At 57.4% G+C, this 25,501-nt stretch carries 23 protein-coding genes; 13 read left to right on the top strand and 10 right to left on the bottom strand.

What is annotated here, in order from left to right:
* Nucleotides 1–31: 31 nt before the first annotated feature.
* Entirely contained in the window at nucleotides 32–877 is an 846-nt protein-coding gene (locus tag F3I47_RS13055) for a VOC family protein (RefSeq protein WP_150029295.1), read from the bottom strand.
* 20 nt (nucleotides 878–897) lie between these two features.
* A complete protein-coding gene (locus F3I47_RS13050; RefSeq protein WP_150029086.1) occupies nucleotides 898–2,037 on the bottom strand; it encodes an amidohydrolase in 1,140 nt (379 codons plus the stop codon).
* Between the two features lie 358 nt (nucleotides 2,038–2,395).
* Between F3I47_RS13050 and F3I47_RS13045 the strand changes: the two genes are divergently transcribed.
* Nucleotides 2,396–3,826, top strand: coding sequence for an FAD/NAD(P)-binding protein (locus F3I47_RS13045; protein ID WP_150029085.1), 1,431 nt, complete (start codon nucleotides 2,396–2,398; stop codon nucleotides 3,824–3,826).
* Between the two features lie 71 nt (nucleotides 3,827–3,897).
* Here F3I47_RS13045 and F3I47_RS13040 read toward each other — a convergent pair whose 3' ends face one another.
* The 7 genes from F3I47_RS13040 to F3I47_RS13010 form a co-directional block, all read right to left on the bottom strand.
* Entirely contained in the window at nucleotides 3,898–5,133 is a 1,236-nt protein-coding gene (locus tag F3I47_RS13040) for an MFS transporter (protein ID WP_150029084.1), read from the bottom strand.
* A 78-nt stretch (nucleotides 5,134–5,211) separates the two neighbouring features.
* On the bottom strand, nucleotides 5,212–7,566 hold the full coding sequence (locus F3I47_RS13035; RefSeq protein ID WP_150029083.1) for a GNAT family N-acetyltransferase: 2,355 nt from the start codon (nucleotides 7,564–7,566) through the stop codon (nucleotides 5,212–5,214).
* Nucleotide 7,567: 1 nt separating this feature from the next.
* On the bottom strand, nucleotides 7,568–8,860 hold the full coding sequence (locus F3I47_RS13030) for a lysine N(6)-hydroxylase/L-ornithine N(5)-oxygenase family protein (RefSeq protein WP_046102688.1): 1,293 nt from the start codon (nucleotides 8,858–8,860) through the stop codon (nucleotides 7,568–7,570).
* Nucleotide 8,861: 1 nt separating this feature from the next.
* Nucleotides 8,862–10,424, bottom strand: a complete 1,563-nt coding sequence (locus F3I47_RS13025) for an aspartate aminotransferase family protein (RefSeq protein ID WP_150029082.1) — start codon at nucleotides 10,422–10,424, stop codon at nucleotides 8,862–8,864.
* A gap of 510 nt (nucleotides 10,425–10,934) precedes the next feature.
* Entirely contained in the window at nucleotides 10,935–12,308 is a 1,374-nt protein-coding gene (locus F3I47_RS13020) for a PTS ascorbate transporter subunit IIC (protein WP_009092932.1), read from the bottom strand.
* Nucleotides 12,309–12,337: 29 nt separating this feature from the next.
* Nucleotides 12,338–12,619, bottom strand: a complete 282-nt coding sequence (locus F3I47_RS13015) for a PTS sugar transporter subunit IIB (RefSeq protein ID WP_009092933.1) — start codon at nucleotides 12,617–12,619, stop codon at nucleotides 12,338–12,340.
* A 48-nt stretch (nucleotides 12,620–12,667) separates the two neighbouring features.
* Entirely contained in the window at nucleotides 12,668–13,117 is a 450-nt protein-coding gene (locus tag F3I47_RS13010; protein ID WP_150029081.1) for a PTS sugar transporter subunit IIA, read from the bottom strand.
* A 418-nt stretch (nucleotides 13,118–13,535) separates the two neighbouring features.
* Between F3I47_RS13010 and F3I47_RS13005 the strand changes: the two genes are divergently transcribed.
* The 11 genes from F3I47_RS13005 (at nucleotide 13,536) to F3I47_RS12955 (ending at nucleotide 23,709) form a co-directional block, all read left to right on the top strand.
* Nucleotides 13,536–14,270, top strand: coding sequence for a GntR family transcriptional regulator (locus F3I47_RS13005; protein ID WP_009092935.1), 735 nt, complete (start codon nucleotides 13,536–13,538; stop codon nucleotides 14,268–14,270).
* 259 nt (nucleotides 14,271–14,529) lie between these two features.
* Entirely contained in the window at nucleotides 14,530–15,528 is a 999-nt protein-coding gene (locus F3I47_RS13000; RefSeq protein ID WP_150029080.1) for an MsnO8 family LLM class oxidoreductase, read from the top strand.
* A gap of 23 nt (nucleotides 15,529–15,551) precedes the next feature.
* Nucleotides 15,552–16,703: an amidohydrolase gene (locus F3I47_RS12995; RefSeq protein ID WP_150029079.1), complete on the top strand. Its 1,152-nt coding sequence runs from the start codon at nucleotides 15,552–15,554 to the stop codon at nucleotides 16,701–16,703.
* A gap of 84 nt (nucleotides 16,704–16,787) precedes the next feature.
* On the top strand, nucleotides 16,788–18,101 hold the full coding sequence (locus tag F3I47_RS12990; RefSeq protein ID WP_150029078.1) for an LLM class flavin-dependent oxidoreductase: 1,314 nt from the start codon (nucleotides 16,788–16,790) through the stop codon (nucleotides 18,099–18,101).
* An 11-nt stretch (nucleotides 18,102–18,112) separates the two neighbouring features.
* Entirely contained in the window at nucleotides 18,113–19,054 is a 942-nt protein-coding gene (locus F3I47_RS12985) for an ABC transporter substrate-binding protein (protein ID WP_150029077.1), read from the top strand.
* Between the two features lie 9 nt (nucleotides 19,055–19,063).
* On the top strand, nucleotides 19,064–19,576 hold the full coding sequence (locus tag F3I47_RS12980; RefSeq protein ID WP_150029076.1) for a GNAT family N-acetyltransferase: 513 nt from the start codon (nucleotides 19,064–19,066) through the stop codon (nucleotides 19,574–19,576).
* A gap of 9 nt (nucleotides 19,577–19,585) precedes the next feature.
* Entirely contained in the window at nucleotides 19,586–20,518 is a 933-nt protein-coding gene (locus F3I47_RS12975) for an amino acid ABC transporter permease (RefSeq protein WP_150029075.1), read from the top strand.
* Complete coding sequence (locus tag F3I47_RS12970) at nucleotides 20,502–21,296, top strand: amino acid ABC transporter ATP-binding protein (protein WP_009092943.1); 795 nt, start codon at nucleotides 20,502–20,504, stop codon at nucleotides 21,294–21,296. The genes F3I47_RS12975 and F3I47_RS12970 overlap by 17 nt, the downstream gene beginning before the upstream one ends.
* Before the next feature lie 53 nt (nucleotides 21,297–21,349).
* Nucleotides 21,350–22,201, top strand: a complete 852-nt coding sequence (locus F3I47_RS12965; protein WP_370462008.1) for an ABC transporter substrate-binding protein — start codon at nucleotides 21,350–21,352, stop codon at nucleotides 22,199–22,201.
* Nucleotides 22,202–22,357: 156 nt separating this feature from the next.
* On the top strand, nucleotides 22,358–22,918 hold the full coding sequence (locus tag F3I47_RS12960) for a non-canonical purine NTP pyrophosphatase (RefSeq protein WP_009092945.1): 561 nt from the start codon (nucleotides 22,358–22,360) through the stop codon (nucleotides 22,916–22,918).
* Complete coding sequence (locus tag F3I47_RS12955) at nucleotides 22,915–23,709, top strand: SIR2 family protein (protein WP_009092947.1); 795 nt, start codon at nucleotides 22,915–22,917, stop codon at nucleotides 23,707–23,709. The genes F3I47_RS12960 and F3I47_RS12955 overlap by 4 nt, the downstream gene beginning before the upstream one ends.
* A gap of 110 nt (nucleotides 23,710–23,819) precedes the next feature.
* Here the strand turns inward: F3I47_RS12955 and F3I47_RS12950 are convergent, their stop codons facing one another.
* Nucleotides 23,820–24,782: a benzoate transporter gene (locus F3I47_RS12950; RefSeq protein ID WP_111208740.1), complete on the bottom strand. Its 963-nt coding sequence runs from the start codon at nucleotides 24,780–24,782 to the stop codon at nucleotides 23,820–23,822.
* Nucleotides 24,783–25,013: 231 nt separating this feature from the next.
* Between F3I47_RS12950 and F3I47_RS12945 the strand changes: the two genes are divergently transcribed.
* Entirely contained in the window at nucleotides 25,014–25,340 is a 327-nt protein-coding gene (locus F3I47_RS12945; protein WP_046102677.1) for a YebG family protein, read from the top strand.
* Nucleotides 25,341–25,501 lie beyond the last annotated feature (161 nt).

Genomic DNA, 25,501 nt, shown 5'->3' with positions numbered 1-25,501 from the left:
GCCGGGGCGTTTTTTTTGGATCATGCCGCCTTCAGGCAAAACGCAGCGCCAGATTAAAGCCCTCTCCGCACGCCACGACAATCGCCTCAGCCTGCTCGTGAAACAGAATATTCCCTGCCAGCAACGCGTTTTTCACCAGGGCGAGATCCGTTGTGGCAAACCCCAGCGCCACCATCCGGGCGCTGCCATCATAATCCTCCGGCAATGGACCGAAGCGCTGTTGCGCATAGTCAGCGGAGGCAAAGCGCACCGTCGCAGCCCCGGCGCGCAGCACGAAAGCGCCTTCCGGACAGGCAAGAACCTTTGCGGCACCAAAAAGGCGGCTGTAGACCTGCGCCGCGTGCGCCGGGTCCTGCGCGACGATGACAAACTCACTGATATTCTGCACCCCATTGTGATGGCGCTGCCAGGCGGGCTGCCACACCGTGTCCGGCGTCAGATGCTGGCAGAAAAAGGATCGTCCATTGGGGATCAGTGAGGCACGCAGCCTCACGGTCCGGAAGTGCGCTTCACTGACCGAGCCATCCGGCAGGGTCACCGGCCGCCAGAAGGCAGCAGGCGGATCGCCATCCAGATCCTGTCTTTCCAGGTGCAGAAACTCACTCTCTGCATCGCTGCTTTTCCACACCAGTCCGCTTAGTCCCAGCGGAGAATTCCACTGGTCGGCACGCTGGCTGCCTTTGCCGGGCTCATAGCCGAGCAGCTCCAGATAATTTTCGCCAAAAATAGCCAGATGATTGCTCGATCCCAGCGACTGGTGGCCCCGCTCGGTGAGCTGAAAGCCGAGCCGCCGGAAGCGGGCGCTGGCGTTATCCAGCTGGTCGGCCACATTAATAACCGCGTGGTCGAGAACCGGTTGCGGCACCGGAACAGCGATCGTCGTACGCTTTTTTTTCGTCATTGCGCTACCACTCTCTGCAGCGCGCGCGGCACCAGCCGGGTAAAGTACGCCACGGCCGGGCCTATCAGCGCCTCATCCGGATCGAAAGCGGCGTGATGCAAACCATACTCGCTGGCACTGCCGATGCTGACAAAGGCGCCCGGCACCTGTTGCAGGTAGAAAGCAAAATCTTCGCCACCCATCTGTGGCGTCTCCGCCTGTTCAGCGAGATAGCCGCTCTCGCGGGCGACGTCCAGCGCCACCTCCACCCACGCCGGGGTATTGATCAGCGCAGGCGGGCCAGCCGTCCACACCAGTTCTGCGGTCGCGCCAAATCCGCCAGCAATACCCTGAATCAGCGCCCGGATGCGATGCGGGATCTGCTCGCGGATCGCGCTGTTGTGGGTGCGTACGGTTCCCTCCAGTTCGACGGTCTGGGGCAGCACATTCCAGGTATTCCCGGCGGTAAAGCGCGTGACGCTCAGCACGACGGTTTCCAGCGAGCTGAACACCCGACTCGGCAGGGTCTGCAGGGCCGTCACAATATGGCTGGCCACCACAATAGAATCGATGCCCTCCTGGGGGCGGGCAGCATGCGCGCCTTTGCCCGCAACGCGGATCACAAAGCGATCCACATTGGCATAAAACGCGCCCGGGCGGCTGCGCAGGGTGCCCAGCGGCAGGTCGGGGGCATTATGCAGGCCAAATATCGCCTTCACGCCCTCCAGCGCACCCGCCGCGATCAGCTGCTGCGCGCCATCGAAGGTCTCCTCAGCAGGCTGAAACAGAATCCGCACCCGGCCTGGCAGCGTGCTTTCCTGCTGCTTCAGCTGCAGGGCAACGCCCAGCATGACGGCGCTGTGAACGTCATGGCCGCAGGCGTGCATCACACCCGGCTGACGGGATCGCCACGGGCGGTCGGTGATCTCCTCAATCGGTAGCGCATCTATGTCAGCACGCAGGGCGATGAGCGCTTCACCGTGACCCATTTCTGCCACCACGCCCGTTTTCAGCCCCAGCGGCAACAGCCGTATCCCGGCCTCGGTCAGCCAGCGGCTCAGGCGTTCCGTGGTGGCAAATTCATGATTCGAGAGTTCAGGATGCTGGTGCAGTTCACGCCGCCACTGCACCAGCTGTTCGGTTAAAGGCAATGTCATGGTTATCCCTGTTGTTCCGGCAGAAAAGGCTCGCCCGGCGTCAGCATCAGGCGGCTGGCGCAGGCAAAAAAGGTTGGGCATGAATCAGAGCAGGCAGGGAGAGCATGGCGCAGGGTGAAATAACGTCTTCATGATAAATTCCTTTGTTATTAATTGCCTCAGCAGGCGGAATCATCATCGAATGACGCAGGGCGCAGATAAAGAAAGGAATTGGTCAAAGCTTATCTGAAAAAAATAAATGCGGATTGCTGTCAGCTTCTCATACCAGTCGAATCATCCGCCACTCTCTATGATAGCGGTTATAATTGTGCATATTTTGTTCGTAGCTAACAGATAACCCTATCCCGATGGAGTTTCTATGAATAATCTGCATGTTGCTATTATTGGTGCTGGCGCAACCGGCGTGGCCGCGTTTATTGCCCTTGTCCGACAGGGGGCCTGCAAACGCATTACACTGCTGGATGCGTCGGGGCCCGCCATCGGGCAGGTTTATGCCAGTCAGCATCCGGAACTCCTCTGTAATACCTCTGTTGAATTAATGTCTCTGTTACCGCCGCACTATCACGATTTACTTCATTACCTGCATGAGCATACAAATAACGAGATTACGCTGGCAGATTTTGTTTCCCGTAAAATCATCGGAGATTATATTCAGGACCGATATACCCGTTATCTCTCCCTGGCTTATCAGCAGGGCATAAGCGTCTCCTTTATCAGGGATGCGGGGAAACAGGTTATGCGTCAGCCGGGCGGTGATTATCTTATCGAAACCCGGCAGAGCGGCACCATTGCTGCCGATGCGGTAATCGTCTGCACCGGTTACACGCATCCCGCGATTCCTGAGGCCCTGGCATCCTATCAGGGCGATCCTCTGTTTTTTGCTTCACCCTATCCGGAAAAACTGATGCTGGAAAAGATCCGGCCGGATAGTCATGTCCTCATCGTGGGAACACGGCTCTCCGCGATAGATGCGGCATTAGTTCTTTGCCGACAGGGGTGCCGGGTCAGCCTGGTTTCTCCCTCCGGCGACCTGCCGGCGGTGCGCTCTGCCGTCATGCTCAGACCCATTCAGGCTTCGCGACTCGCCTGGCTTACAGACAGCGCGGTAATCAGTGAACAGGTCAGGCCGGACATCAGAAAATGGGTGATCCGGCTGCTGGCTCACGCCTCGGCGATCTCCCTCAGAGAGCAGTTTGTCGCAGAGGCGGAGAGTATCCAGCGACTGCGGGAAGAGAGTGAACTGGCGCGTCAGGACAAAACGGAATGGCAGTACAGGATTGTCGGAATGATTAACGTGATCAATCAGCATTCGCACACACTCCCCGAGGCAGTTAAGCACTCCCTGAGCGCCTTTCTGCGGGCAACAGGTCGCTATATCAGCGCGATGCCCTTAAAGAATGCCGAAAAATTGCTTGGTTATGTTGATAGCGGGTTATTAAGCGTTGAAAAGCTGAGGGCTGACTCTCTGCAGAAATCAGATTCGGGCTGGACCCTCAGCAACCCGCAGGGCGAAATCACACACTTTGACGCCCTTGTCTGTGCCACCGGCTACGCACCGCCCACACATTCGATGACCCATAATGGGCTGATCCTCGCGGATGCCCGTGACACTTCAGCCGCACCGCCCCGGCTGAATAACCATTTACAGCTGCACCTGGCCCACAGCGTGTCGCCTGAATCTGTCTGGCTGGCAGGCATATCAACGCATCTGTCCGTCCCAGTGGTGAATGCGCTGTTTGTTGCGGTCGAACAGGTGAACAGAATTGCACAACAAATCAAAAGATTATAAGGATTGAGTGATTGCGTTGTGATGCCGTCAGAGCAAGAGGCCTGCGTCCGGCCCCTTACCCTGACGAGACGCTACTCAGTACAGAGTGCCTGCTGGCGACACTGACTTTCGCGCAGAAACGCGCTGACCAGAACGAGCCATAGCAGACCGCAGGTCAGATTCACCAGGCTAAAGCCGCCGGTGCCAAAGCTGAAATAAGCCGTTTTCGCGGCTTCAATGCCCAGCGCAATAATCAGGATGCTCACCATGCCCAGCAGTGCCGCGACGCTGCCTTTTCCGGCGCTGCTGGAAAAGAGCGTCATACGGTAAAGTCCGGCGTTAATCAGCCCGGTGCCGAAGCCGTAGATACTCATTCCGGCAGTGAGCCACAGATAGCTTTGCGGATTCAGCAGGGTGGCGACCACCGCAACGGTCAGTCCGCAGACTACTGGCCAGGCACCCAGCTTTACCGGCTGTTCAATCGGCAGACGGCTGGATAAACGGCCCAGCGTCAGGTTGCCCGCAATCATCGCGGCAAAGACCGGCAGCTGAAGCAGGGCATAGTCGATGCGGCTCAGTTGCGCGCCGTGGATCAGGATGACGGGTGAAAGCGCCACCCAGGCAATGCAGGGGACGCTGACCAGACCGATAGCCAGTGAACCGCGCATCACCTGACGATCCTTCAGCAACCCCGCGTAACCGCTGATAATCGATCGCAGCGACAGCGCTTTTTGACGATCGCCCGCCGTTTCAGGCATGGCATACCAGAGCCCGGCCAGCGCCAGCGCCGCAACAGCGCCAATCAGCCAGAACAGCGTGCGCCATTCTCCCACAGTCAGAAACGCCGCGCCCGCCAGCGGCCCGGCCAGCGGAGCCAGCAGGGCGACGTTGGCCATCAGCGCCATCATTTTGATGCTGAGCGACTCGGTGAACGCCTCCTGGATCGCTGCATAACCCACTGCACCGATGAAACAGAGGCTGATCCCCTGCAGGAAGCGCAGCAGAACGAACTGCTCAATGCTTTGTACCCAATGCGTTGCGATGCAGGAGAGCATAAAAAAGGTCACGCCACCGATCAGCACCGGACGCCGTCCGATGCGGTCCGAGAGCGGGCCAAGCAGCCACTGCAGCAGGATGCCACCGGCCAGGTAAGCAGTCAGGGAAGTAGAAACCCACTCCGGCCCCACCTTAAACTCCTGAGTCACCAGCAGCATCCCGGGCTGGATCATGTCATGAGCGATATAGGTCGCAAACTCAAACAGCACCAGCGACAGGGGAAAGATCAGATGCCGCCGGGTCAGCTTTGCGACCGGAATAAAAGAGGACATTACAGATTCCTGCGATAACTCATTAAAAAAAGGCGGCCACCCAGGTGACCGCCTGACCATTACGTGACAGGGTAACGCTTAGCGCCAGCGCGCGATCGGATTGACCAGGGTACCGGCAAATTTCAGGTTTTCCGCCGGGTCGGTGAGGTTAATCATCTGCTGGTTGTTGGCCAGCTGCAGGCGGTTGAGGCAGGAGCGGGTGAACTCTGGCGCAAACATGTCATAGCGCGCAAACTTCGTCGCCATCTGCGGATGCGCCTGCTGATAATCCTTCACGCATTCCGCTACCGACTGCCAGAACTGCTCCTCAGGCAGTGTGCCTGACTGGTCGAGGATCGCGCTGATAAAGCGGAAAATGCAGTCAAAGACGTCGGTGAAGATCGACAGCAGTTTAAGCTCCTCCGGCACATCCACCGCCAGTCGCTGCACACCTTCCGGCAGCACGGCATCCGGGTTCATCACCGCGATCTCCTCGCCAATATCCTTCATATAGGCACTGACCGGTACGTTGTTCTCCAGCAGCATAATCAGGTTTTCGCCGTGCGGCATAAACACCAGGTCATGCTGATAGAAGCAGTGCAGCAGCGGACTGAGGTAGCAGGTCAGATAGCGATCAATCCACTGCTTCGCGGGTAAACCGGAATCGGCAATCAGCGCGGGCAGCAATGCCTGCTGATGGTGATCGACGTGCAGGAACGAGGCCATGGTCATCAGACGCTGACCGGGTTGCAGGCTGGCCACCGGATTGTCGCGCCACAGGGCGGCAAACATCTTCTTGTAAGCGGAGTCGCCTTTAATCGCCTGCTCGTAATAGCGGTTGTGATAACCGACCGAAGCAACTTCGCGCAGGATGCGGAAATCGCACTTCTTCAGCCAGGCATCGTTTGTCACCAGCTGCTCCAGCCAGCCGTTGATGGCTGGTGTGGTCGCCATGTAGTAGGGCGACAGACCGCGCATAAAGCCCATGTTCAGCACCGAAAGCGCGGTTTTGACGTAGCGCTTTTCCGGCTGACTGCGGTTAAAGAAGGTGCGGATGGACTGCTGCGCCTGATAGGCGTCGTCGCCCGTGCCGAGCCAGACAATATCGTGATTCGCGATGTCCGCGGCGAAAACCGTCAGCAGTTTGTTCTGCCACTGCCACGGGTGCACCGGCATCAGAATATACTCCTCAACCGCCAGCCCTTTTTGCTCCAGCTGCGCATTAAACTGCTCAACGGTGTTCTGGCCCAGCTCATCACGCAGCAGCTGCTCGTAACTCAGCTCGCTCAGGCTGGCGAAATGCGCATTGCGGCGGTGGACCGCGACCCAGATAAGGTGAACCGGCGCGGCGGCTTCGGGTGCATAGGCCAGGTAGTCCTGCGCATCAAAGCCGATGCGGCCGTTGTTCGCGACAAAGCAGGGATGCCCTTCGGTCATGGCCGCTTCAACGGTCTGGAAATCCGCGGAGACCAGCGCCTGACTGTCCGGATTGTGCTTCTGCAGCTTATAGACAGCGCTGCAAAGGGTGCTGCTGATCTCTTCCATGTAGGTAGCCAGCAGCGCCTGGGGAATGCCGATCTCCCCGTTGAACTCCACGATAAACTTCAGCGCATCCAGCGGCAGATCATGGCCATTCTCCTGCTTACGCAGTGAACCCGCGTCAATCTCCCAGTGATCCAGCGCCAGCCGTGCCGCGCGGAAATGGTAGCTCGCCTCGCCACCCGGTACCGCCAGCTGATAGCTGCCGTTGCCGGATTCCTGCGGCGCGATGATTTTTTCATGCGCAAACTCGGCAATCGCTTTGCGGATCAGCATGCGGTTTGCCTGCGCCCAGTTGTCGCCCGTCAGATGGGTGCCGTTCATCAGTGAAGAGGGGGTGGTCATAGTCTGCGACTCCTGCAGTAACGCGTGTTGATAATCTTCCCGCTGGCAGAAGGCCAGCCAGGCGGTTTTATGGCCCAGGTCGAGGGTATGCTGATAGCGGAAACCGGCGCGCCTGTTCAGAACGTGGATCTTCTCGTTGCGCACGTCCGGCTCGACCACTACGCGGTTCACTTCGGGACGGCTGAACATATATTCCATCACCAGCGAAAAGACCTGCCAGCTGAAGGCGCGGATCGGCTTGCTGGCCGGGGCAATCAGGATGTGCATGCCGTAGTCATCGGGCGCAGCCGGGTAAAATTTTCCAATCTCATCATCACAGGCGCGATAGCACTCAATCAGACAGATCGGCTCATCGTTGCAGCAGCCAATCAGTGCCGCTTTGGGATCCTTTGCCGTCAGTGTCTGATAGAACGCCGCAACCTGCTCCAGGCTCTGCTGCTGCATGCCCCAGAAGCGCGCATAGTCGCGGGTGACCCAGCTGTGGATGAGCGGCGCATCGCTGGCCTGCATCGGACGGAGGGTGAACAGACCCGCGGGACGGCGGGCGCTGAACAGGATAGATGAACTCATTTCAGCGCTCCGTTTTAGCCGGGAAAGTCTGGAAGGCGATCTGACGCTCGATCGGGTAAACCTCGCGTCCGGTCAGTTCGCGCAGCAGCACCGAGTTGCGGTAGCAGGCCATCCCCAGATCCGGGGTGACAAAGCCGTGGGTGTGTAGCTCGGCGTTTTGGACAAAGACCTGATTGTGATGGTCGATGCTGTAGTTGCGCTGCACGTCGTAGCGACCTTTCTCATCCCAGCGCAGACGCGCGGTGATCCCCTCCAGAAACATCGGTGGCCGATAGTGATAGCCGGTTGCCATCACCAGCCCTTCGGTGCGGCGGGTAAAGGTACAGTCCTGCTCCTCCTGATGCAGCGTCAGCTCAAATTCCCCCTCCGGCAGCCAGCGCATCGCGGTCAGGGCCGAGTGGGTGAAGAGATTGACGTTCAGATCGCCATCGAGCTGTTTAACGTACATCAGATCGTAAATGTCATTAATCAGGCTGCTGTTGATCCCCTTGTAGAGGTTCTTATGACGGGCATTGAGTTCGTCGCGGGTGCTGGCAGGCAGGGCGTGGAAGTAGTCCACCCACTCCGGCGAGGTCATCTCCAGCGTCAGCTTGGTGTACTCCAGCGGGTAAAAGCGCGGCGCACGGGTGATCCAGTTGAGCTGATAACCAAAGCGATCGATATCGGTCAGCAGGTCATAGTAGATTTCCGCTGCACTCTGACCGCTGCCCAGCACGGTTATCGACCGCTTCTGCTGCAACGCGGCTTTGTTCGCCAGATAGTGACTGGAGTGGGTCAGGCGCTGACGATGCGGCTGACTGCATTCCGGCATCCAGGCCACCGGGCCGGTGCCGAGAATCAGATGACGCGCCTGATAACGCTGTTTCTCGCCGCTGCGGGTCTCCCTGACCTCCAGCTGATAGAGGCCGGAGGCCTCATCGTAGCTGACATACTCGACGTGGCTGTTCCAGCGCAGATTCGACAGCTTTGAGCTGGCCCACTGGCAATACTGGTTGTACTCCTTGCGCATCAGGAAGAAGTCTTCCCGGATGTAGAACGAGTAGAGTTTCCCCTTCTCCTTCATGTAATTAAGCAGGCTGTACGGGCTGGTCGGATCGGCCAGCGTCACCAGGTCAGCCATGAACGGGGTCTGCAGATGGGCACTTTCCAGCATCATGCCGGTGTGCCAGTCAAACCCCGGATTCTCATCCAGGAAAAGACCGTTCAGACCCTCAACCGGCTCACTCAGGCAGGCGAGACTCAGGTTGAAAGGACCGATGCCGATGCCAATAAAATCGTAAACAGGACTCTTCATTTCACATCTCTCCCTGGTTCGCCGCGCGCAGCGCAGACGCCCGGACCTGCTCGCGGCCATAGTGCGCAATCAGGCTCAGCACATCTTCGAGGTCGGCAGGGGTCGTGGTCGGATTTAGCAGGGTAAATTTCAGGTACTGACGGCCGTCGACTTTGGTGCCGGCAATCACGGCATTTCCGGAGCGGAACAGCGCTTTGCGGATCGCGGCGTTGATTTCGTCGATCTGCGCATCACTGGCGTGTTTGCCCGGCACGTAGCGGAAAATCTGGGTGGTCAGTTCCGGGGCGTGCAGCACTTCGATAGACGGGTGATCGCTCAGCAGCTGATGCGCCGTCTGTGTCAGCGCGATCAGGGTATCAAAGGCCTCACCCAGCGCCGCTGGCCCCATGACGCGCAGCGTCAGCCACATTTTCAGGGCATCAAAACGGCGGGTGGTCTGAATGCTCTTGTTGACCAGGTTCGGCGTCCCTTCCTGCTGGGCGCTGAGCGGATTCAGGTAGTCGGCATGGTGGGTGACATGCTTCAGGTTCTGGCTATCCCGGACGAAGAAGGCCCCGCAGCTGACGGTCTGGAAGAAAGATTTGTGATAATCGACGGTGACAGAATCCGCCCGCTCAATGCCGTTCAGACGCGAGCGATGCTGCTCAGAGACCAGCAGCCCGCAGCCATAGGCGGCGTCAACGTGCATCCATAAACCGTAATCGTCACAGAGACGCGCGATTTCCGGCAGCGGATCGATGCTGCCAAAATCGGTGGTGCCGCTGGTGGCGACAACCGCAATCGGGATCAGCCCTTCGCTGCGGCAGCGCTCAATCTCCTGCGCCAGCAGGGCCGGGTCCATGCGGAACTGCTCGTCGTGATCGATAGCGATCACCGCATCGTAACCCAGCCCCAGAATCGCCATCGATTTCTGGATGCTGAAGTGGCTCAGCTTCGATGTAAAGACGCGCCACTTCGGAGCGGTCTCTGGCAGGCCGCGCTGCTTGATCAGGTGACCGGGATGATGCGCCGCGCACCAGCTGTCACGCGCCAGCAGCATCGCCATCAGATTCGACTGGGTGCCGCCACTGGTGAAGATCCCGTCTGATCCGGCGGGCAGGCCGATGCGGCCCAGTGTCCAGTCGATCACCTTCTGCTCAATGAGGGTGCCGCCTGCGCTCTGATCCCAGGTATCCACCGAGCTGTTCACCGCCGCCATAATCTGTTCAGCCATCAGCGAAGGCAGCACAACAGGGCAGTTGAGGTGTGCCAGATATTTCGGGTGATGGAACCAGACGGCGTCACGCAGATAGAGCTGACTCAGCTCCGCCAGAGCGTCATCGTTGTTACCCAGAGGACGGTCAAGATCGACATCGCTGAATTCCGCCGCCAGTTCATGAGGCAGGATGCCGCTGAACGGCTTCTCAACACCGGTGATGGTGCGGGTCATCAGCGCCAGCACCTCCTGCGTCTGCTGCGACCAGGCAGCCAGTTGCCGATCGTTGAAAATCGCCGTTTCGGCCGTGCAGGCAGTGGAGGCCGGTTCGAAGTCCTGTGCCGATTGAATAGATGAGCGTAAAAGCATGTTCAGTTCCTGTGCGTTAAAACCATAACCCTGCCGACCTGAATCAGCAGCGTGGGATATCCGCTCAAAACTCCAGTAAACATAAAAATGACTAACCAGATAAAAGCCCTGACAATCCTGGGGACCAGGGTTTTCATCCTGAAACAGGTAAATACCGCATATTTTTTGTGGATTAGGCCGCGTTTATCGCGTTGTTATATGCGGATGAGAGTGTAAATGTTAATCATTATCATTCAAATGTTTTGTTGTTAAATTTTATTTATTAGCGCATCTAATGTTGAAAGTGTGACTCAGATCACTTTTATGAATCGGAATAGTCCTTTTTTTGCGGCTTTCAGGGCCAGCAGAAGGCAGTGAAACAGTCAAAATAGCGGCTGCAGGCGGAGCAGAAGAGAACGGAGAGGGGATGATAAAGGGGCGTTTAACGGGTCTGAGAAGGGCGGCACTCACCTGAAAAGGAACAACCAGAAAGTCACGCCTGCCCTTTCTGGTTGGGATCAAAAATGGAAACTAACCTGCATCGGTTTCGGCAGGCATTTTCTTTCTGGCGGTGAAGTTATAGAGCACTAACAGAGCGAAAATACCGGTAACGATCAGGGTAATGGTGCCCTTATCCATAAAGTGAGCCATGTTGCCCAGCAGAATGCCTGTGACGCCGAAGTCGGTGTCCGAGAAGGTGGTGTTGGTCAGCCCAATCTGTCCAAGCACGGGCAGCAGCGCCACCGGCAGGAAGGTAATTAACAGCCCATGTGCAAAGGCACCGCAAATCGCCCCGCGTTTGCCGCCGGTCGCATTACCAAACACCCCCGCGGTGGCACCGCAGAAGAAGTGAGGAACCACACCTGGCAGAATCAAAACCCAGTGCAGCTGGCCGAGGACAAACAGCCCCACCAGACCCCCGGCAAAGCTGGAGATGAAGCCAACCAGAACCGCGTTCGGGGCATAGGGGAAGACAATCGGGCAATCCAGCGCCGGGCGGGCTTCCGGCACCAGTTTTTCTGAAAAGCCGGTAAAGGCCGGGACAATTTCAGCCAGGATTAAGCGAACCCCCTGCAGAATGATGAAGACGCCTGCGGCAAAGGTAATGGCCTGAATAAACGAGTAAACGAGGTAGTTCTGACCATTGCTGAAGGTGGATTCCACATAGGCTTTACCGGCCGAGATCGACAGGATTAAGTAGATAATCATCATCGTCAGTGAGATGGAGATGGTACTGTCGCGCAAAAAACTCAGGTTTTTTGGCATGTTCATCTCTTCGGTCGAGCGCGAGCCTTTGCCCACCAGAGAGCCGATCCAGCCCGACAGGACATAACCGATGGTGCCGGTGTGCGCCAGCGCCACCTGGTCACCGCCAATGATCTTCCGCATATAGGGCTGAGCGATGGCCGGAAACGTGGCCATCAGCATCCCCAGTGCCAGCGAACCGGTATAGATGAGCTGAATGCCTTCAAAACCCGCGACCGATAATATGATCGCGATCATGCAGGCCATATAAAAGGTCACATGCCCTGACAGGTAAATATATTTAAGCCGGGTGAACCTGGCGACGAGGATATTGGCGACCATACCAAAGGCCATAATCATCGTGGTCGGCGCACCATATTTTGCCAGTGCGATAGAGACCATCGCCTCATTATTCGGGATAATGCCCTGAACATTGAACGCATGTTTAAAAATATCGCCAAGCGGCGTCAGGGAACCGACCAGAACGGTCGCGCCACCGGCCAGCACCAGGAAGCCCAGAATCGTTTTTACCGTGCCCTTAATCACATCCGGGAAGGGTTTCTTCTGCGCAACCAGGCCGAAAAATGCCACCAGTCCGACTAATATAGAGGGCACTTTCAGCACGTCGACGACGAACTGCAAAAGATTTTGAGTAAACATATTAACCTCGAGGGTAAGTGTTTATCGGGTTATAACTGTCCGTTTTTCTCAAAATAGTCTCGTATTTTTTGCTCAATCTCTTTCAGGTCAATAATGTTATTGATGATGATGATTTTCTCTTCCGGAAGATTGGCGCTGTAGGCAATATCTTTTGCCATCACAAAAATATCCGCCACGTCGGGCGTTACCGAGCCGAGATCGGAATGTTCAACCTCAGCCTCCACCCCTAATGTCTTCAGCACTTTTTTGATGTTCATTTCCATCATGAAACTGCTGCCCAGACCTGAACCACACACTGCCATCATCTTCATATCCGACCTCATTCTCTGGTGATCAAAATTAACGTGTTAACGGGTACATCAGACGCCTGACAAAATTGCCAGCAGCGCTTCATGGCTGTCTGCATTAAAAACCTGCGCCATAATGTTCTCATCGGAGAGGACTTCCGCCAGCTGGGAAATCATTTCGATATGGCTGTTACTGTCCGGTGCGGCAAACATAAAAAGGACTTTCACCGGATCGTTCTCTTCAGAATCAAATTTCACCGCCGTTCCCAGCAGCAGCACCGACAGCCCCAGTCCGAGCGCGCCCTGTTCCGGACGAGCGTGAGGCATGGCAATCTGCGGAGCGATAACAAAAAAGGGGCCGATCGCCTTCTTTTGCTGGATGATGGCATCAATGTAAGCCTGTGAGATCACGCCTTCGCTGAGCAGAGGACGCCCTGCCAGCACAATCGCTTCCTGCCAGTCAGCCACGCGCTCCACGTACTGAATTCGCTCGCTTTTCAACCAATCCGCCAGATGTGACATCGCTGTAATCCTGTCTCTCGTTGCGCGTTCAAAGTTAACGCCACGCAGATGCCGTTTGCGCGTCGCCGCGCTCTTCGGCATGGCTGCGTTCGTTAACTCTCCTTGAACCTGTACAGACACTTTCCAGAGATTCGCCCTGATGACTTCCCGCTGTGAGGGGGCCAGCCGGTGGATAAGTGACCCGGCAACACATCTGTACAGGTTAAAGATGTCTAGTCATCCTGATGATGTCCTTCGACGTGTAGGGACACAACCGCTAAAATTAAAATATGGCTACACAGGCTTAACATCTGTGCCAATTTGATAGGTTGGTCACATATTCACCTGACCGGAGTAGTACTTCTCCGGCAATGTCAGGCAGAAAGGGAGTGGCACGGATACAGGGAGTCTCTCCTTCACGCAAATGGGAAGAACGTCGATGGCTGATGGCATGACTGAAAAGCAGAAAGAGGTGGTCGATTATATCCTCACGCGGATTAAAGATGACGGCCTTCAACCCGGCGAAAAGCTGGATACGGAAATAGCTATCGCAAAGTGCCTCGGTATTACCCGCACAACGGTGCGTGAAGCGACCCGAATTCTGGTGGAGCAGCAGCGTATTTATCGGGTGAAGGGATCGGGGATATTTGTGGGTGCGACGGAGATCAGTAGCCAGGCTCACCGATATCACGTGCTTTCCCCGTTTGATTATCAGGCCCAGAGAAACGGACACAAAGGCGTCCGTAAAATTATCTCTGCCAGCATTATCCGGGTGCCATCGGCAGAGATGGCGCAGGCGCTGCGCATTAAAACCAGCGATCCGATCTACAAAATATTACGACTGATGTGCTTCGATGAGACGCCGGTGGCGCTGGAACATATTCATCTGCCGGTGAATATGTTTAACAGCATGGAGTTCAGCAAACTGGAAGTGTCGAAATATGCCTATATCGAGGAAGTGACCGGAAAAAAAGTGCAGCTGCGCGACCAGCATTTAACGGCCATTAACCTGACGCAGGCTGAGACGCTGGCATTACTGAAATTAGGGGCAGGGGATGCAGTCATCCAGATCAATGAGACGGTTTTTCTCGATGATGGCGTTCCCTGCGAGGTTAATGTGGCGATTATCAACACCCGCTTTTTTCCACTGAAGCAGAACTCTCAGCGCCCCTGAATAAAGCCGGTAATTCAGCGCTTCACATAAGACGATTTTGTGCAATCCTTTGCCACTCTGCACGTTTTATTCACTCTGAACCCGCCCTGATAAGGCGATAACAGGCCCGGTTTCGGGCTTTCCTCCCTTATTTCGCTTTTATTTCGCCGCGCCCCGCCAATATGACGAATTCAATAAAGCATAAAACAATATGATGTTTTACCAATAATCGCCTGCGCAGCACACTGGTCAGCAACCGGAATCAATAAGGACCAGGTGAATGGCATATCAATTAAGTCTGTTAGACAAAGCGCCCATCCTGCAGGGCGAGACGCCCACGGCGGCGCTTCAGCGCACGCTGCAACTGGCGCAGCGGGCAGAGGCGTGGGGCTATCACCGCTTCTGGCTGGCGGAACATCACAACACTGCACAGCTTGCCAGCCCTTCACCGGAGCTTCTGATCGCCTGGATCATTGCACAGACCCGCCATATCCGGGTCGGATCGGGCGGCGTGATGTTGCAGCACTACAGCCCCTATAAAGTGGCCGAAAACTTCAACCTGCTCGCCTCGCTGGCGCCGGGGCGCATCGATCTCGGCGTCGGGAAAGCGCCAGGCGGGTTACCGCTCTCCACCCAGGCGCTGCAGCGGGGTGTTGATGCCGCCAGTAAAGGCAGCTTTGCCGAACAGCTTCAGCTGCTGGATAGCTGGCTGAAACCGGATCAGCCGAAACCGGATGAAGAGGGGCTGGCGGCGACACCGCTGCCTGCGCGTCCGGCTAGCCGTTTTCTGCTGGGGGCCAGCGAAGAGAGCGCGCGGCTGGCTGCCTCGCTGGGCTGGCAGTTTGTCTTTGCGGCGCATCTGAATGGTGACCGCGCGTTGCTTGAGCATGCGCTGAGTACCTACACCCGCCTGAGTCACGGTCAGCGCGCGCTGGTTGCGGTTCAGGTAGTGGTGGCTGACTCGCCCGCTGAAGCTGACCTGCTGGTTGCCTCTCTGCGCCACTATCATGTGGCGGTAAAAGGGGGCCCGGGTGTCAACGTCGCCAGCCTGGAGCAGGCGGAGCGCTTCGTGCGTCAGGGAGGCTATCGCGACTATCAGATTGAACCTCGCACCCCGTCACTGCTGAAAGGCACGGCGGCGCAGGTTCATGCTCAGCTGGACGCCCTGCATCATCACTTTGCTATCGACGAGTTCGTCATCGATACGCCCGTTACCGATCCGGTTGCCCGCCAGCGCTCGCTGGAACTGCTGGCCACCCACCATCTGATTGCGGCCTGATCCCCAGCCAGCGGAGAGTCATCATGTACCCTGAATCACAACTGATTGAATGGCGACGCGAACTGCATACCTGGCCGGAGCTGTCCGGACAGGAGTTTGCGACGACCGCACGGCTGCGCGGCTGGCTGCAGGCCGCAGGCATCCGGCTGCGCGATTACCCGCTGGAAACCGGTGTGGTCGCTGAAATCGGCCAGGGTGAAACGGTGATTGCTCTGCGCGCCGACATTGACGCGCTGCCCATCAATGAGGCGAGCGGGGTGCGTTTTCACTCCCGTCATCCCGGCGTGATGCACGCCTGCGGTCACGACCTGCACAGCGCGGTGATGCTGGGCGCGGCCCTGCAGCTTCAGGCTCAGGCCGACACCCTGCCCGGACGGGTACGCATCCTGTTTCAGCCCGCCGAGGAGATTGCGCGTGGTGCCCGGCAGTTCATCGGGGCGGGCGTGCTGGATGAGGTGCAGGCTATCTTCGGGATGCACAACGAACCTTCGCTGCCGCTTGGTACGTTTGCCACCCGCAGCGGCGCGTTCTACGCCAATGCCGACAAATTCATCATCCGCGTGACCGGCAAAGGTGCGCATGCCGCCTACCCGGAGCAGGGCGTCGACAGCATCGTGACGGCCAGCCAGATTATTCAGGCACTGCAGGGACTCACCAGCCGCAGTTTTAACGCCTTCGACAGCCTGGTGCTCAGCATCACCCGCATCGACGGCGGCAAAAGCTGGAATGTGTTGCCGGGCGGGGTGGAGTTTGGCGGCACGGCACGTACGCACGACCTGCAGGTGCGCGCCGACCTGGAGCAGCGGGTGCGTACCCTGGTTGAGCAGTTTGCCGCGGCCAATGGCGCGCAGGCGACCCTGACCTGGCAGCCTGGCCCGCCGGTGCTGATCAACGATCCCCACTGGGCAGGATTCTGCAGCGATGTGGCCCGCCAGGCGGGTTACCGGGTCCAGACCGCCGAACTGCATCTGCTGGGTGAAGACTTTGCTTTTTATCTGCAACAGGTGCCCGGCGCCTTTGTCAGCATCGGCAGCGCCAGCGAGTTTGGCCTGCATCACGCCAGCTTTACCCCCGACGAGGCGCTGATTGCGCCCGCCGCTGGCTACTTCGCTCAACTGGCTCGCCAGGCGCTGCAACATCTCAGTGCGCGATGTCAGGCATCCCTTCCACTCTGAATAGCATTTATCTGCTGCCGTAACCGCACGACGGTGCTGAACAGCGTCGTCAGGCACCGCGACGACTAAAAAAGAGAGAACATCATGACCACAAGACAACTTCGGCTGGGCACCATTCTGCATGGCGCCTCAGGCAACATGTCCGCCTGGCGCCATCCGGCGGCCCAGGCCGATGCCAGCATCAGCCTGGATTACGCCAGAAAAATCGCCCGTAAGGCGGAGCAGGGCAAACTCGATTTTCTGTTTGTCGCCGACGGATTGTTTATCAATGAGAAATCGATTCCCCACTTTCTTAACCGCTTTGAGCCGCTGACGCTGCTCTCGGCGCTGGCCGGTGTCACGGAGCATCTGGGGCTGGTCGGCACCGTCTCCACCTCCTACAGCGAACCGTTCACCGTGGCGCGTCAGTTCGCCAGCCTCGACCATCTCAGCGGCGGGCGCGCAGGCTGGAACGTGGTGACGTCCCCGCTGGAAGGATCGGCAAAAAACTTCTCCCGCCAGCAGCATCCGGAACATGCACTGCGCTACCGCATTGCCGATGAGTATCTGCAGGTGGTGAAAGGGCTGTGGGATTCGTGGGAGCAGGATGCGTTTGTGCGGGACAAGGCGAGCGGGCAGTTTTTCGATCCGGCGAAGCTGCACACCCTGGATCATCACGGTGACTTCTTCCAGGTGCAGGGACCGCTGAATATCGGCCGTACGCCGCAGGGGCGTCCGATTATTTTCCAGGCGGGCGCATCCGCAGACGGCAAAAAGCTGGCGGCGCGCCATGCCGACGCCATCTTCACTCATCAGCCAACGCGCGAAGAGGCGCAGGCCTTCTATCAGGATGTGAAGCAGCAACTGGTGGCCAATGGCCGTCAGCCGGACGATCTGCACATCTTTCAGGGTGTCAGCGTGATTGTGGGCGATAACGCTGATGACGTCGAACAGCAGTACCAGACCACTGCGGCGCTGGTTTCGGTGACTGATGCGCTGAACTACCTTGGACGCTTCTTTGACCATCACGACTTTTCGCAGTACCCGCTGGATCAGCCGTTCCCCGATATCGGCGACATCGGACAGAACAGCTTCCGCAGCACCACCGACGAGATCAAACGCAAAGCGAAAGAGCAGGGTCACACCCTGCGTCAGGCGGCACTGGAAGCGGCCACCCCGCGCCCCCTGTTTCACGGCACGCCTGAAGAGGTGGCGGATGGCCTGCAGCTCTGGTTTGAAACCCACGCCACTGACGGCTTCATCATCAATGGCGGCACGCCTGACACCTTTGAACGCTTTGTCGATCGGGTGGTGCCGATTCTGCAGGCACGCGGCCTGACGCGCCGTGACTATCCGGGCACCACCCTGCGCGACAGCTTCGCCCTGAAATCCCCCGTTAATCAGTTCACCTCACAATAAGAGTCCGGATCATGCAAAAACCCTTACGTCTCATCGCTCTGCTTATGCTGGCCGCCAGCAGCCACGCTCTGGCAGAGGGCACCAGCGTCTCCTACAACGGCCAGCGTGTCAGCGTGGAAGCCAATAAAGCGCCGATCAACACCGCGAAAAATGCGGAGGCCATCGCGCAGCTGCCCGCCGGTCACCATTTTGTGGTGCCGGGCGCATTTACCGTGGCGGTGGCCGCGCTTAACTCTCCGCCGCTTACTGTCTTTTCTGACGACAACAAAACCCTGCTCGGCAGCGAGGTGGATATCGCCCGGCTGGTCGCCGACAGCCTGGGACTGAAGCTGAATGTTGTCCCGACCTCCTGGGAGGACTGGCCGCTCGGCGTCGCCTCGGGCAAGTATGACGCGGCAATCTCGAACATCACCGTGACGAAGCCACGCAAAGAGAAGTTCGACTTCGCGACCTATCGCAAAGACTCGCTGGGCTTTTATGTCCGGACCGGCAGCCCGATTCAGTCGCTGACCAAAGCGGCGGAGATTGCCGGACTGCGGATCATCGTGGGATCCGGCACCAATCAGGAGGCGATCCTGCTGGCGTGGGATAAAGAGAATCAGGCTAAGGGCCTGAAACCCTTTACGCCGATCTATGCCAAAGATGATGCCGCGCAGACGCTGGCGCTCCAGTCGGGTCGGGCAGACGCCTATTTCGGGCCGAATGTGATCGGGGCCTGGAAGGCGGCTCTGACCGGGAAAACCCGGCTGGTGGGGAGTGTGGATGGGGGCTGGCCAAAAGCGGCTCACATTGCGGTGACGGTGAAAAAAGGCAGCGGTCTGGCCGAACCGATTAGCACGGCGCTGAATGGCGTGATCGGCAATGGCGACTATCAGAAGGTGCTTAACCGCTGGGGCGAAGGCGTTGAGCAGATTGGTCATTCCGAAGTTAATCCCGCCGGACTGGGCGATTAAGGAGCTGAAATGAGTGAATTAACGTTTCGCGAGGTGTCGCCCGAGGCGCCAGAGCTGCAACCGATCCTGGGCGGCCTGTTCGGTGAATATGCCGCTCGCTACGGCGACTACTTTGCCCGGCTTAAGGAGCAGGAGCTGACAGAGTGGTATCTGCCGCCGCAGGGGCTGTTTATTGTGCTGGAGCGCGACGACGAGATCATCGCGATGGGCGCCTACAAACCTTATGACCTGCAGACCGCCGAGCTTAAGCGCATCTGGACCCGCAGCGATCTGCGCCGTCAGGGTCTGGCATTGGTGGTCCTGCAGGAGCTGGAGCGTCGGGCCCTGCAGGCGGGCTATCAGCGGCTCTTTCTCACCACCGGCTTCCGTCAGCCTGAGGCCGTCCGGCTCTACACCGGTCACGGATATCAGCCTCAGTTCGATCTCAGCGGCGATCTGGAGCGTTACGGTCAGCCGCCCCATGACGGGCGACTGCGTTTCATTAAAGTGATTGGCGTGTATAACGTCGCGGAAGCGAGTTAAGGATCGACGATGAGTAAACCTCAGCATCAACAGTTACAGGTGGTGCCGGCCCGTTATCCGGCACGCATCGCTGGCGCGATCGTTGCGCTGTTTATTCTGGCAGGCGTCGTGCAGTCGGTGGCCTTTAATCCGCGCTGGGAGTGGGGGGTGTTTGCACGCTGGTTCTTTGATCCGGTGATCCTGCACGGTCTGGGACAGACGCTGCTGCTCACCCTGCTGGGGACGATCTTCAGCCTGCTGGCTGGCGGTCTGCTGGCTCTGGCGCGCCTCTCCTCCTCCTGGCTGCTGAGCACGCTGGCATGGGGCTACATCTGGCTGTTTCGTTCACTGCCGCTGATCGTCGTGCTGATTATTCTTTATAACTTCGCCTATCTCTATGAAACGCTCTCGATAGGGATTCCGTTTACCGGCCTGTCGTGGGGCGCGTTTCAGACCATCAATGTGCTGGGACAGTTTCCGGCCGCGGTCATCGGCCTGACACTGGTGCAGGCGGCCTACAGCGCGGAGATCATTCGCGGCGGCATTCTCGGTGTCGATCAGGGGCAGGTGGAGGCGGCTTCTGCGCTCGGCCTCTCTGCCACGCGCCGCACCTTCCGCATCATTCTGCCGCAGGCGCTGCGCACCATTATTCCGACCACGTTCAATGAGATCATCAGCCTGGCGAAAGGCACGGCGATGGTTTATGTGCTGGCCATGCCGGAGCTCTTTTACACCATTCAGATGATCTATAACCGCAATCAGGAGGTCATCCCGCTGCTGATGGTGGGTGCCGCGTGGTATCTGATTATCACCACCGTGCTCTCCGTCATTCAGTACAACGCAGAACGCTGGATGGCCCGCAGCGTAACGCGTGAACCGCAACCCTCTCGCTGGCGTCAATGGCGCAACCGCGTCTCGCCACTTCAACCGACCGAGGAGATCAGCCATGTCCGAAGCCATTGATTATCGCCTTTCTCACACCAGCGGGGCCATCAGCATCACCGGCGTCAGTAAACGTTTTGGCAAACATAAAGCGCTGGATAATGTCTCGCTCTCCCTGCCGCCTGGCTCGGTCACGGTGATCCTCGGCCCCTCCGGCTCCGGTAAATCCACCCTGCTGCGCACCATCAATCATCTGGAGCGGGTCGATGAAGGCTTTATTCAGATTGATGGCGACTATATCGGCTATCAGCAGCGCGGCAACAAGCTCTATGAGCTGAAGGAGCAGGCGATTCTGCGGCAGCGCATTAACGTCGGCTACGTCTTCCAGAACTTTAACCTGTTCCCGCACCTGAGCGTGCTGGATAACCTGATTGAAGCACCGATTGCGCATCGCCAGCTCTCCCGGCAGGCGGCGATTCAGCGGGCCGGTGAACTGCTGGACATTGTCGGCCTGCGCCACAAAGCCGATGCCTGGCCGCGCCACCTGTCAGGCGGGCAGCAGCAGCGCATCGCTATCGCGCGGGCGCTGATGCTCAATCCCAGGGTGATGCTGTTCGATGAACCCACCTCGGCGCTGGACCCGGAACTGGTCGGCGAAGTGCTCGATGTGATCAAGAAGCTGGCGCGCTCCGGCACCACGCTGGTCATTGTGACGCACGAGATTGGGTTTGCCCGCGAAGTGGCTGACCATGTGGTCTTTATGGTGGATGGCCGGATTGTGGAGCAGGGCACGACCCAGCAGGTGCTCAGCAATCCGCGTCACGAGCGCACCCGTCGCTTCCTGGCGCGCGTCTTATGAGGCGCCTGACGCCTCTGGCGCTGGCATTCGCGGGGCTGATCCCGGCGCTCTCCATGGCCGCCCCGGAAAAGCCCGACATCCGCCGCAACGAAACGCCCATCCATGCTCCGGCTAATCCGCTGGCGATCGCTAAAATTCCGGCGAACTATCACTTTATCGAGCCGGGCACCCTGACCGTGGCGACCTCAGCCACAAACTCGCCGCCGCTGGCGCTGCTGGCCTCTGACAACGTGACCCGCATCGGCAGCGATCCCGAAATCGCCAGGCTGCTGGCTGACAGTCTGGGGTTAAAGCTGAAGCTGGTGCCGGCCTCATGGGAGGACTGGCCGCTGGGGATCAGCGCCGGACGCTATGATGTGGCGATGTTTAATATCGCCGTCACCGAAGAGCGTAAGAAGAAGTTCGACTTTGCCACCTATCGTGCTGACAACCACGCTTTCGCGGTGAAAAAGGAGAGTTCGATCAGACAGATCAGTGCCCCTGCTGACATTGCCGGGAAGCGCATTATCGTGTCGTCGGGCACCAATCAGGAGCGGATCCTGCTGAGCTGGGATGCACAGAACCGGGCGAAAGGCCTGCCTGCCGTGACGCCGATCTACCTGACCGATGATGCCTCTGCGACGCTGACGCTGCTGTCGGGACGGGCCGACGCCCTGTTTGGCCCGCACTCCATGGCCGCCTGGAAAGCCGCGTCGCGCGGCCAGACCCGACTGGTGGGCAACGGGCCGTTCCGTGCCTGGGTCGCCGTCACCACCAAAAAGGGCAATGGCCTGGCCCCGGCACTGCAGACTGCGCTGGATGGCACCATCGCGGGCGGCCAGTATCAGCAGGTGCTGGCCCGCTGGGGTGAACAGGATGAGGCCGTCGACCACTCCCTGATAAACCCGCCGGGTATCGTTTACTGACACCGCCAGACCGGTTGCACTGCGCTAACCGGTCTGGTGCACGGCATGCTGATAACCCGATAATTGCACTACACTCTCCGGCGTGACTGTTTTATCCTGCCCCCTCAAACTCATAAAAAATTCTGTTGTGTGGCGGAGTTACAGCCCTGGAAGCCCATGAAAATCAGATTCCTTTCTGCCAATGAGCAAAAGCTGGCGGAGGTGCGCAAGATACTCGAACCTGTCGGGGTCGAAGTGCTGCCTATCGCCCGTCGCATCGAAGAAATACAGACAGAAAACGAGCTTGACCTGGTGCGTGACAAGCTGACCAAAGCTTTCGCGCTAATCGGACGGCCGCTGTTTGTTGAGCACACCGGCCTCTATCTGGATGGCCTGAATGGGTTACCCGCGGGTCTGACCCGCATCTTCTGGAATCGCCTCGACGCTGAGCGCTTTACGGCGCTGGTGCAGGGACTCGACAGCCAGGCCGTCACGGCCAAAACGGTGCTGGGTTACTGTGACGGCCGCAAGATGTATCAGTTTTCAGGCGAGCTGCGCGGCACCATCGCGGCAAAACCCGCCGGCACGCGCGGCTTTCAGTGGGACTGCGTCTTTATTCCGGAAGGCTATGAGCAGACCTTCGCCGAAATGGGTGAACTCAAGAATGAGATCTCCATGCGGCGCATTGCGCTGGATCGCTTCGCCACCTTTTTGAAAACCGCCCGGGGAGTGGCATGAAACCTGAACTCAAACGCGCCTATGATTCCGGCAAACTGATCCTGTTTGCCGGTGCCGGTATCTCACGCAATTTCGGCCTGCCGGAGTGGCATGAGCTGATTGCTCACCTCGCGCATGAACTGGGCTACGATCCAAAAATCTTTAATACTTACGGCACGCACCTGTCGCTGGCGGAGTATTACAAACAGAAAAAAGGCTCGCTGGGTCCGCTGCGCAGCTGGATGGATCGCGAGTGGCACCGGCCCGATATTGATGTCCGCTCTTCTGAAATTCATACCATGATTACGCAGGGTAATTTCTCGCGTATCTACACCACTAACTACGATCGCTGGCTGGAAGCGGCGCACGACGCGCACGGGGTTCCCTATTATAAAGTGGCGAACGCTGCCGATCTGGTGTCGCTGACCGAAGAGAAGCGACATATCATCAAACTTCACGGCGATTTCGACGACGATACCTCCATCGTGCTGGATGAAAGCAGCTATTTTGAACGTCTCTATTTCGACTCGCCGCTCGACATCAAACTCACCCACGACGTGATGGGCAATTCGGTGCTGTTTGTCGGCTACAGCATCAGTGACTTCAACATTCGCCTGCTCTTTTACCGTCTGACGAAAATGTGGGGCCGCACCGGGCTGGCAACGGCCCGGCCAAAATCGTACCTGTTTACCAACCGCAACAACCCGGTGGCCAAAGAGGTGCTGGGGCAGTGGGGGATCGAGGTGATCGTCTCGGAAGAGGATGATCCGCGTAAAGCGCTGGCACAGTTCCTGGAAGAGTTGCTGGTGTAATGCCCGTATCGCCGTAATCCCCTGCTCAGGGGAAGGCTGCTTTAAATCAATCGATGCCCGATTGTTGAGATAAAACAGCCCGCTCAGAGCGGGCTGTCAGGTTAAAAGTCTTATCGTTTTATAAACTCTTCGAATTTTTCCTGATTATCTACCAGCCAGGCCGGCATATATTCATAATCAATAGGCCGGATGACCATCTTCCTTGGCCGGTTCCAGATATCTATATTTTTATCAACACAGCGCCGGATGTGATCCGGATTATTGAACTCGGGAAGATTATTTTCTGTATGGGAAATTGTCTCCATCTTCTCGCTGATGCGTGCATCGGTCATTACCCAGGAAAAATGCCAGCCCGCGTTCATGACAATCCGGGTGCGCATCTTAAGAAGTCTCCAGCGCCACCAGCTATCCCGTATTGGGGTGCCTTTACGCTTCACGTTGCGTAACAACTCTGGCTGTCCCTGAAAAAAGCCCTTAAGGTTTTTCATCGTCGTCATTTTCGGCAGGCGACATAAGCGCGCCGAGCCATCATCGTTGAGTACCTGAACATTAAATTTATAGTTAAAAAAGTTCTGATACAGCGTCGTGCACAGATGACGGCGACTGAACTGCGTGAGGGCAGCAGGGTGAGGAATTTCATCAACGTCGGAAATGATGATGATATCGTCGTCCTGAGCATGGCGCAGACCATGCATAATGCTGTTACGCGCAATGGTTTCATTTTCCCACGGATCGGATTCCCCGGCTTTCACCACAGAACTGCCGGACAGGAATTCATGTTGATAAATCGTGGGAACGGAATCATTTATCACATAGATGATCTTTTCGCGAAACGCGGCGAACCGGTCAATATTGAAATTAAGTTTTTCTCGTCGCTTGCCCGTGAAAGTATAGAGAGATTCAACGATGACAAAGCGGTCAACATGCTCATAAAGTGTATTTAAACGCAGCTCAAGAAGCATATCTTCATCATAGTACAGGAAACAATCGTAAATCATTGGCGAACTAATCCTTTTGCCATCATCATCAATTTTATTTTTTGCGGATTGTACCTGCTGTTTTACGCTTTCCATACACTTTCCAGCGTTTTTACTGCCACCCTCCTGAAAGAATCTTTCCGCTCTCTCCTGAAGCTGCGTCAGACAGGGGAATCTGAACCCATCATCGGATTAGCGTCCTGATCGAAGAAAAGCCTGCGCGCTGATAAGGTTCAATCGCACATCTCCGATAAACTCCATTCTCTGCTGGCAAAGCAAACTGAGCATGATATACTGTATGTATACACAGTACCTGAGGGCGAAAAGATGGCTGTTGAAACAAAATTTGTAGTAGTCAGAAAGGGTGAAGAGAAGATGACGTTTGCCAATAAGAAAGAGGCCGATGCCTACGACAAAATGCTCGATATGGCCGAAGCCTTCACCGACTGGCTGTTACAGCATCAGCCCGCGATGGACGAAGCACAGGCGGAAACGCTGGGCCTGCTGATTGCTGAGCAGAAAGAGTCGGTACAGCATATCCTTCGCACCAGCAAACTGCCGGAGGCGACGACCCATGCTTCCCGCTCAGACGATGCTGACAACCAGGCTGATGAGCCTGCGGCGAAGAAAGTGCGCGCAGTAAAAGCGGCCTAATCTTCTCTATAACGCCGGAAGCGAACCTTCCGGCGTTGCTGTTTCTGACTTAAGATTCTCTTCCCGTCTCATCCGTATTAGCTCATTAAATGAGCCCCATCGTTCATCGTTATTCCTGAGCGCTCTGATTCTGACAGAACAGGCGGGGGGTAATGCACATT

This window comes from Pantoea sp. M_10 (genome assembly GCF_008631515.1).
Lineage (GTDB): Bacteria > Pseudomonadota > Gammaproteobacteria > Enterobacterales > Enterobacteriaceae > Pantoea > Pantoea anthophila.
The sequence above is the reverse complement of the archived record's forward strand: the minus strand, read 5'-3'. Positions and strand labels throughout refer to the sequence as shown.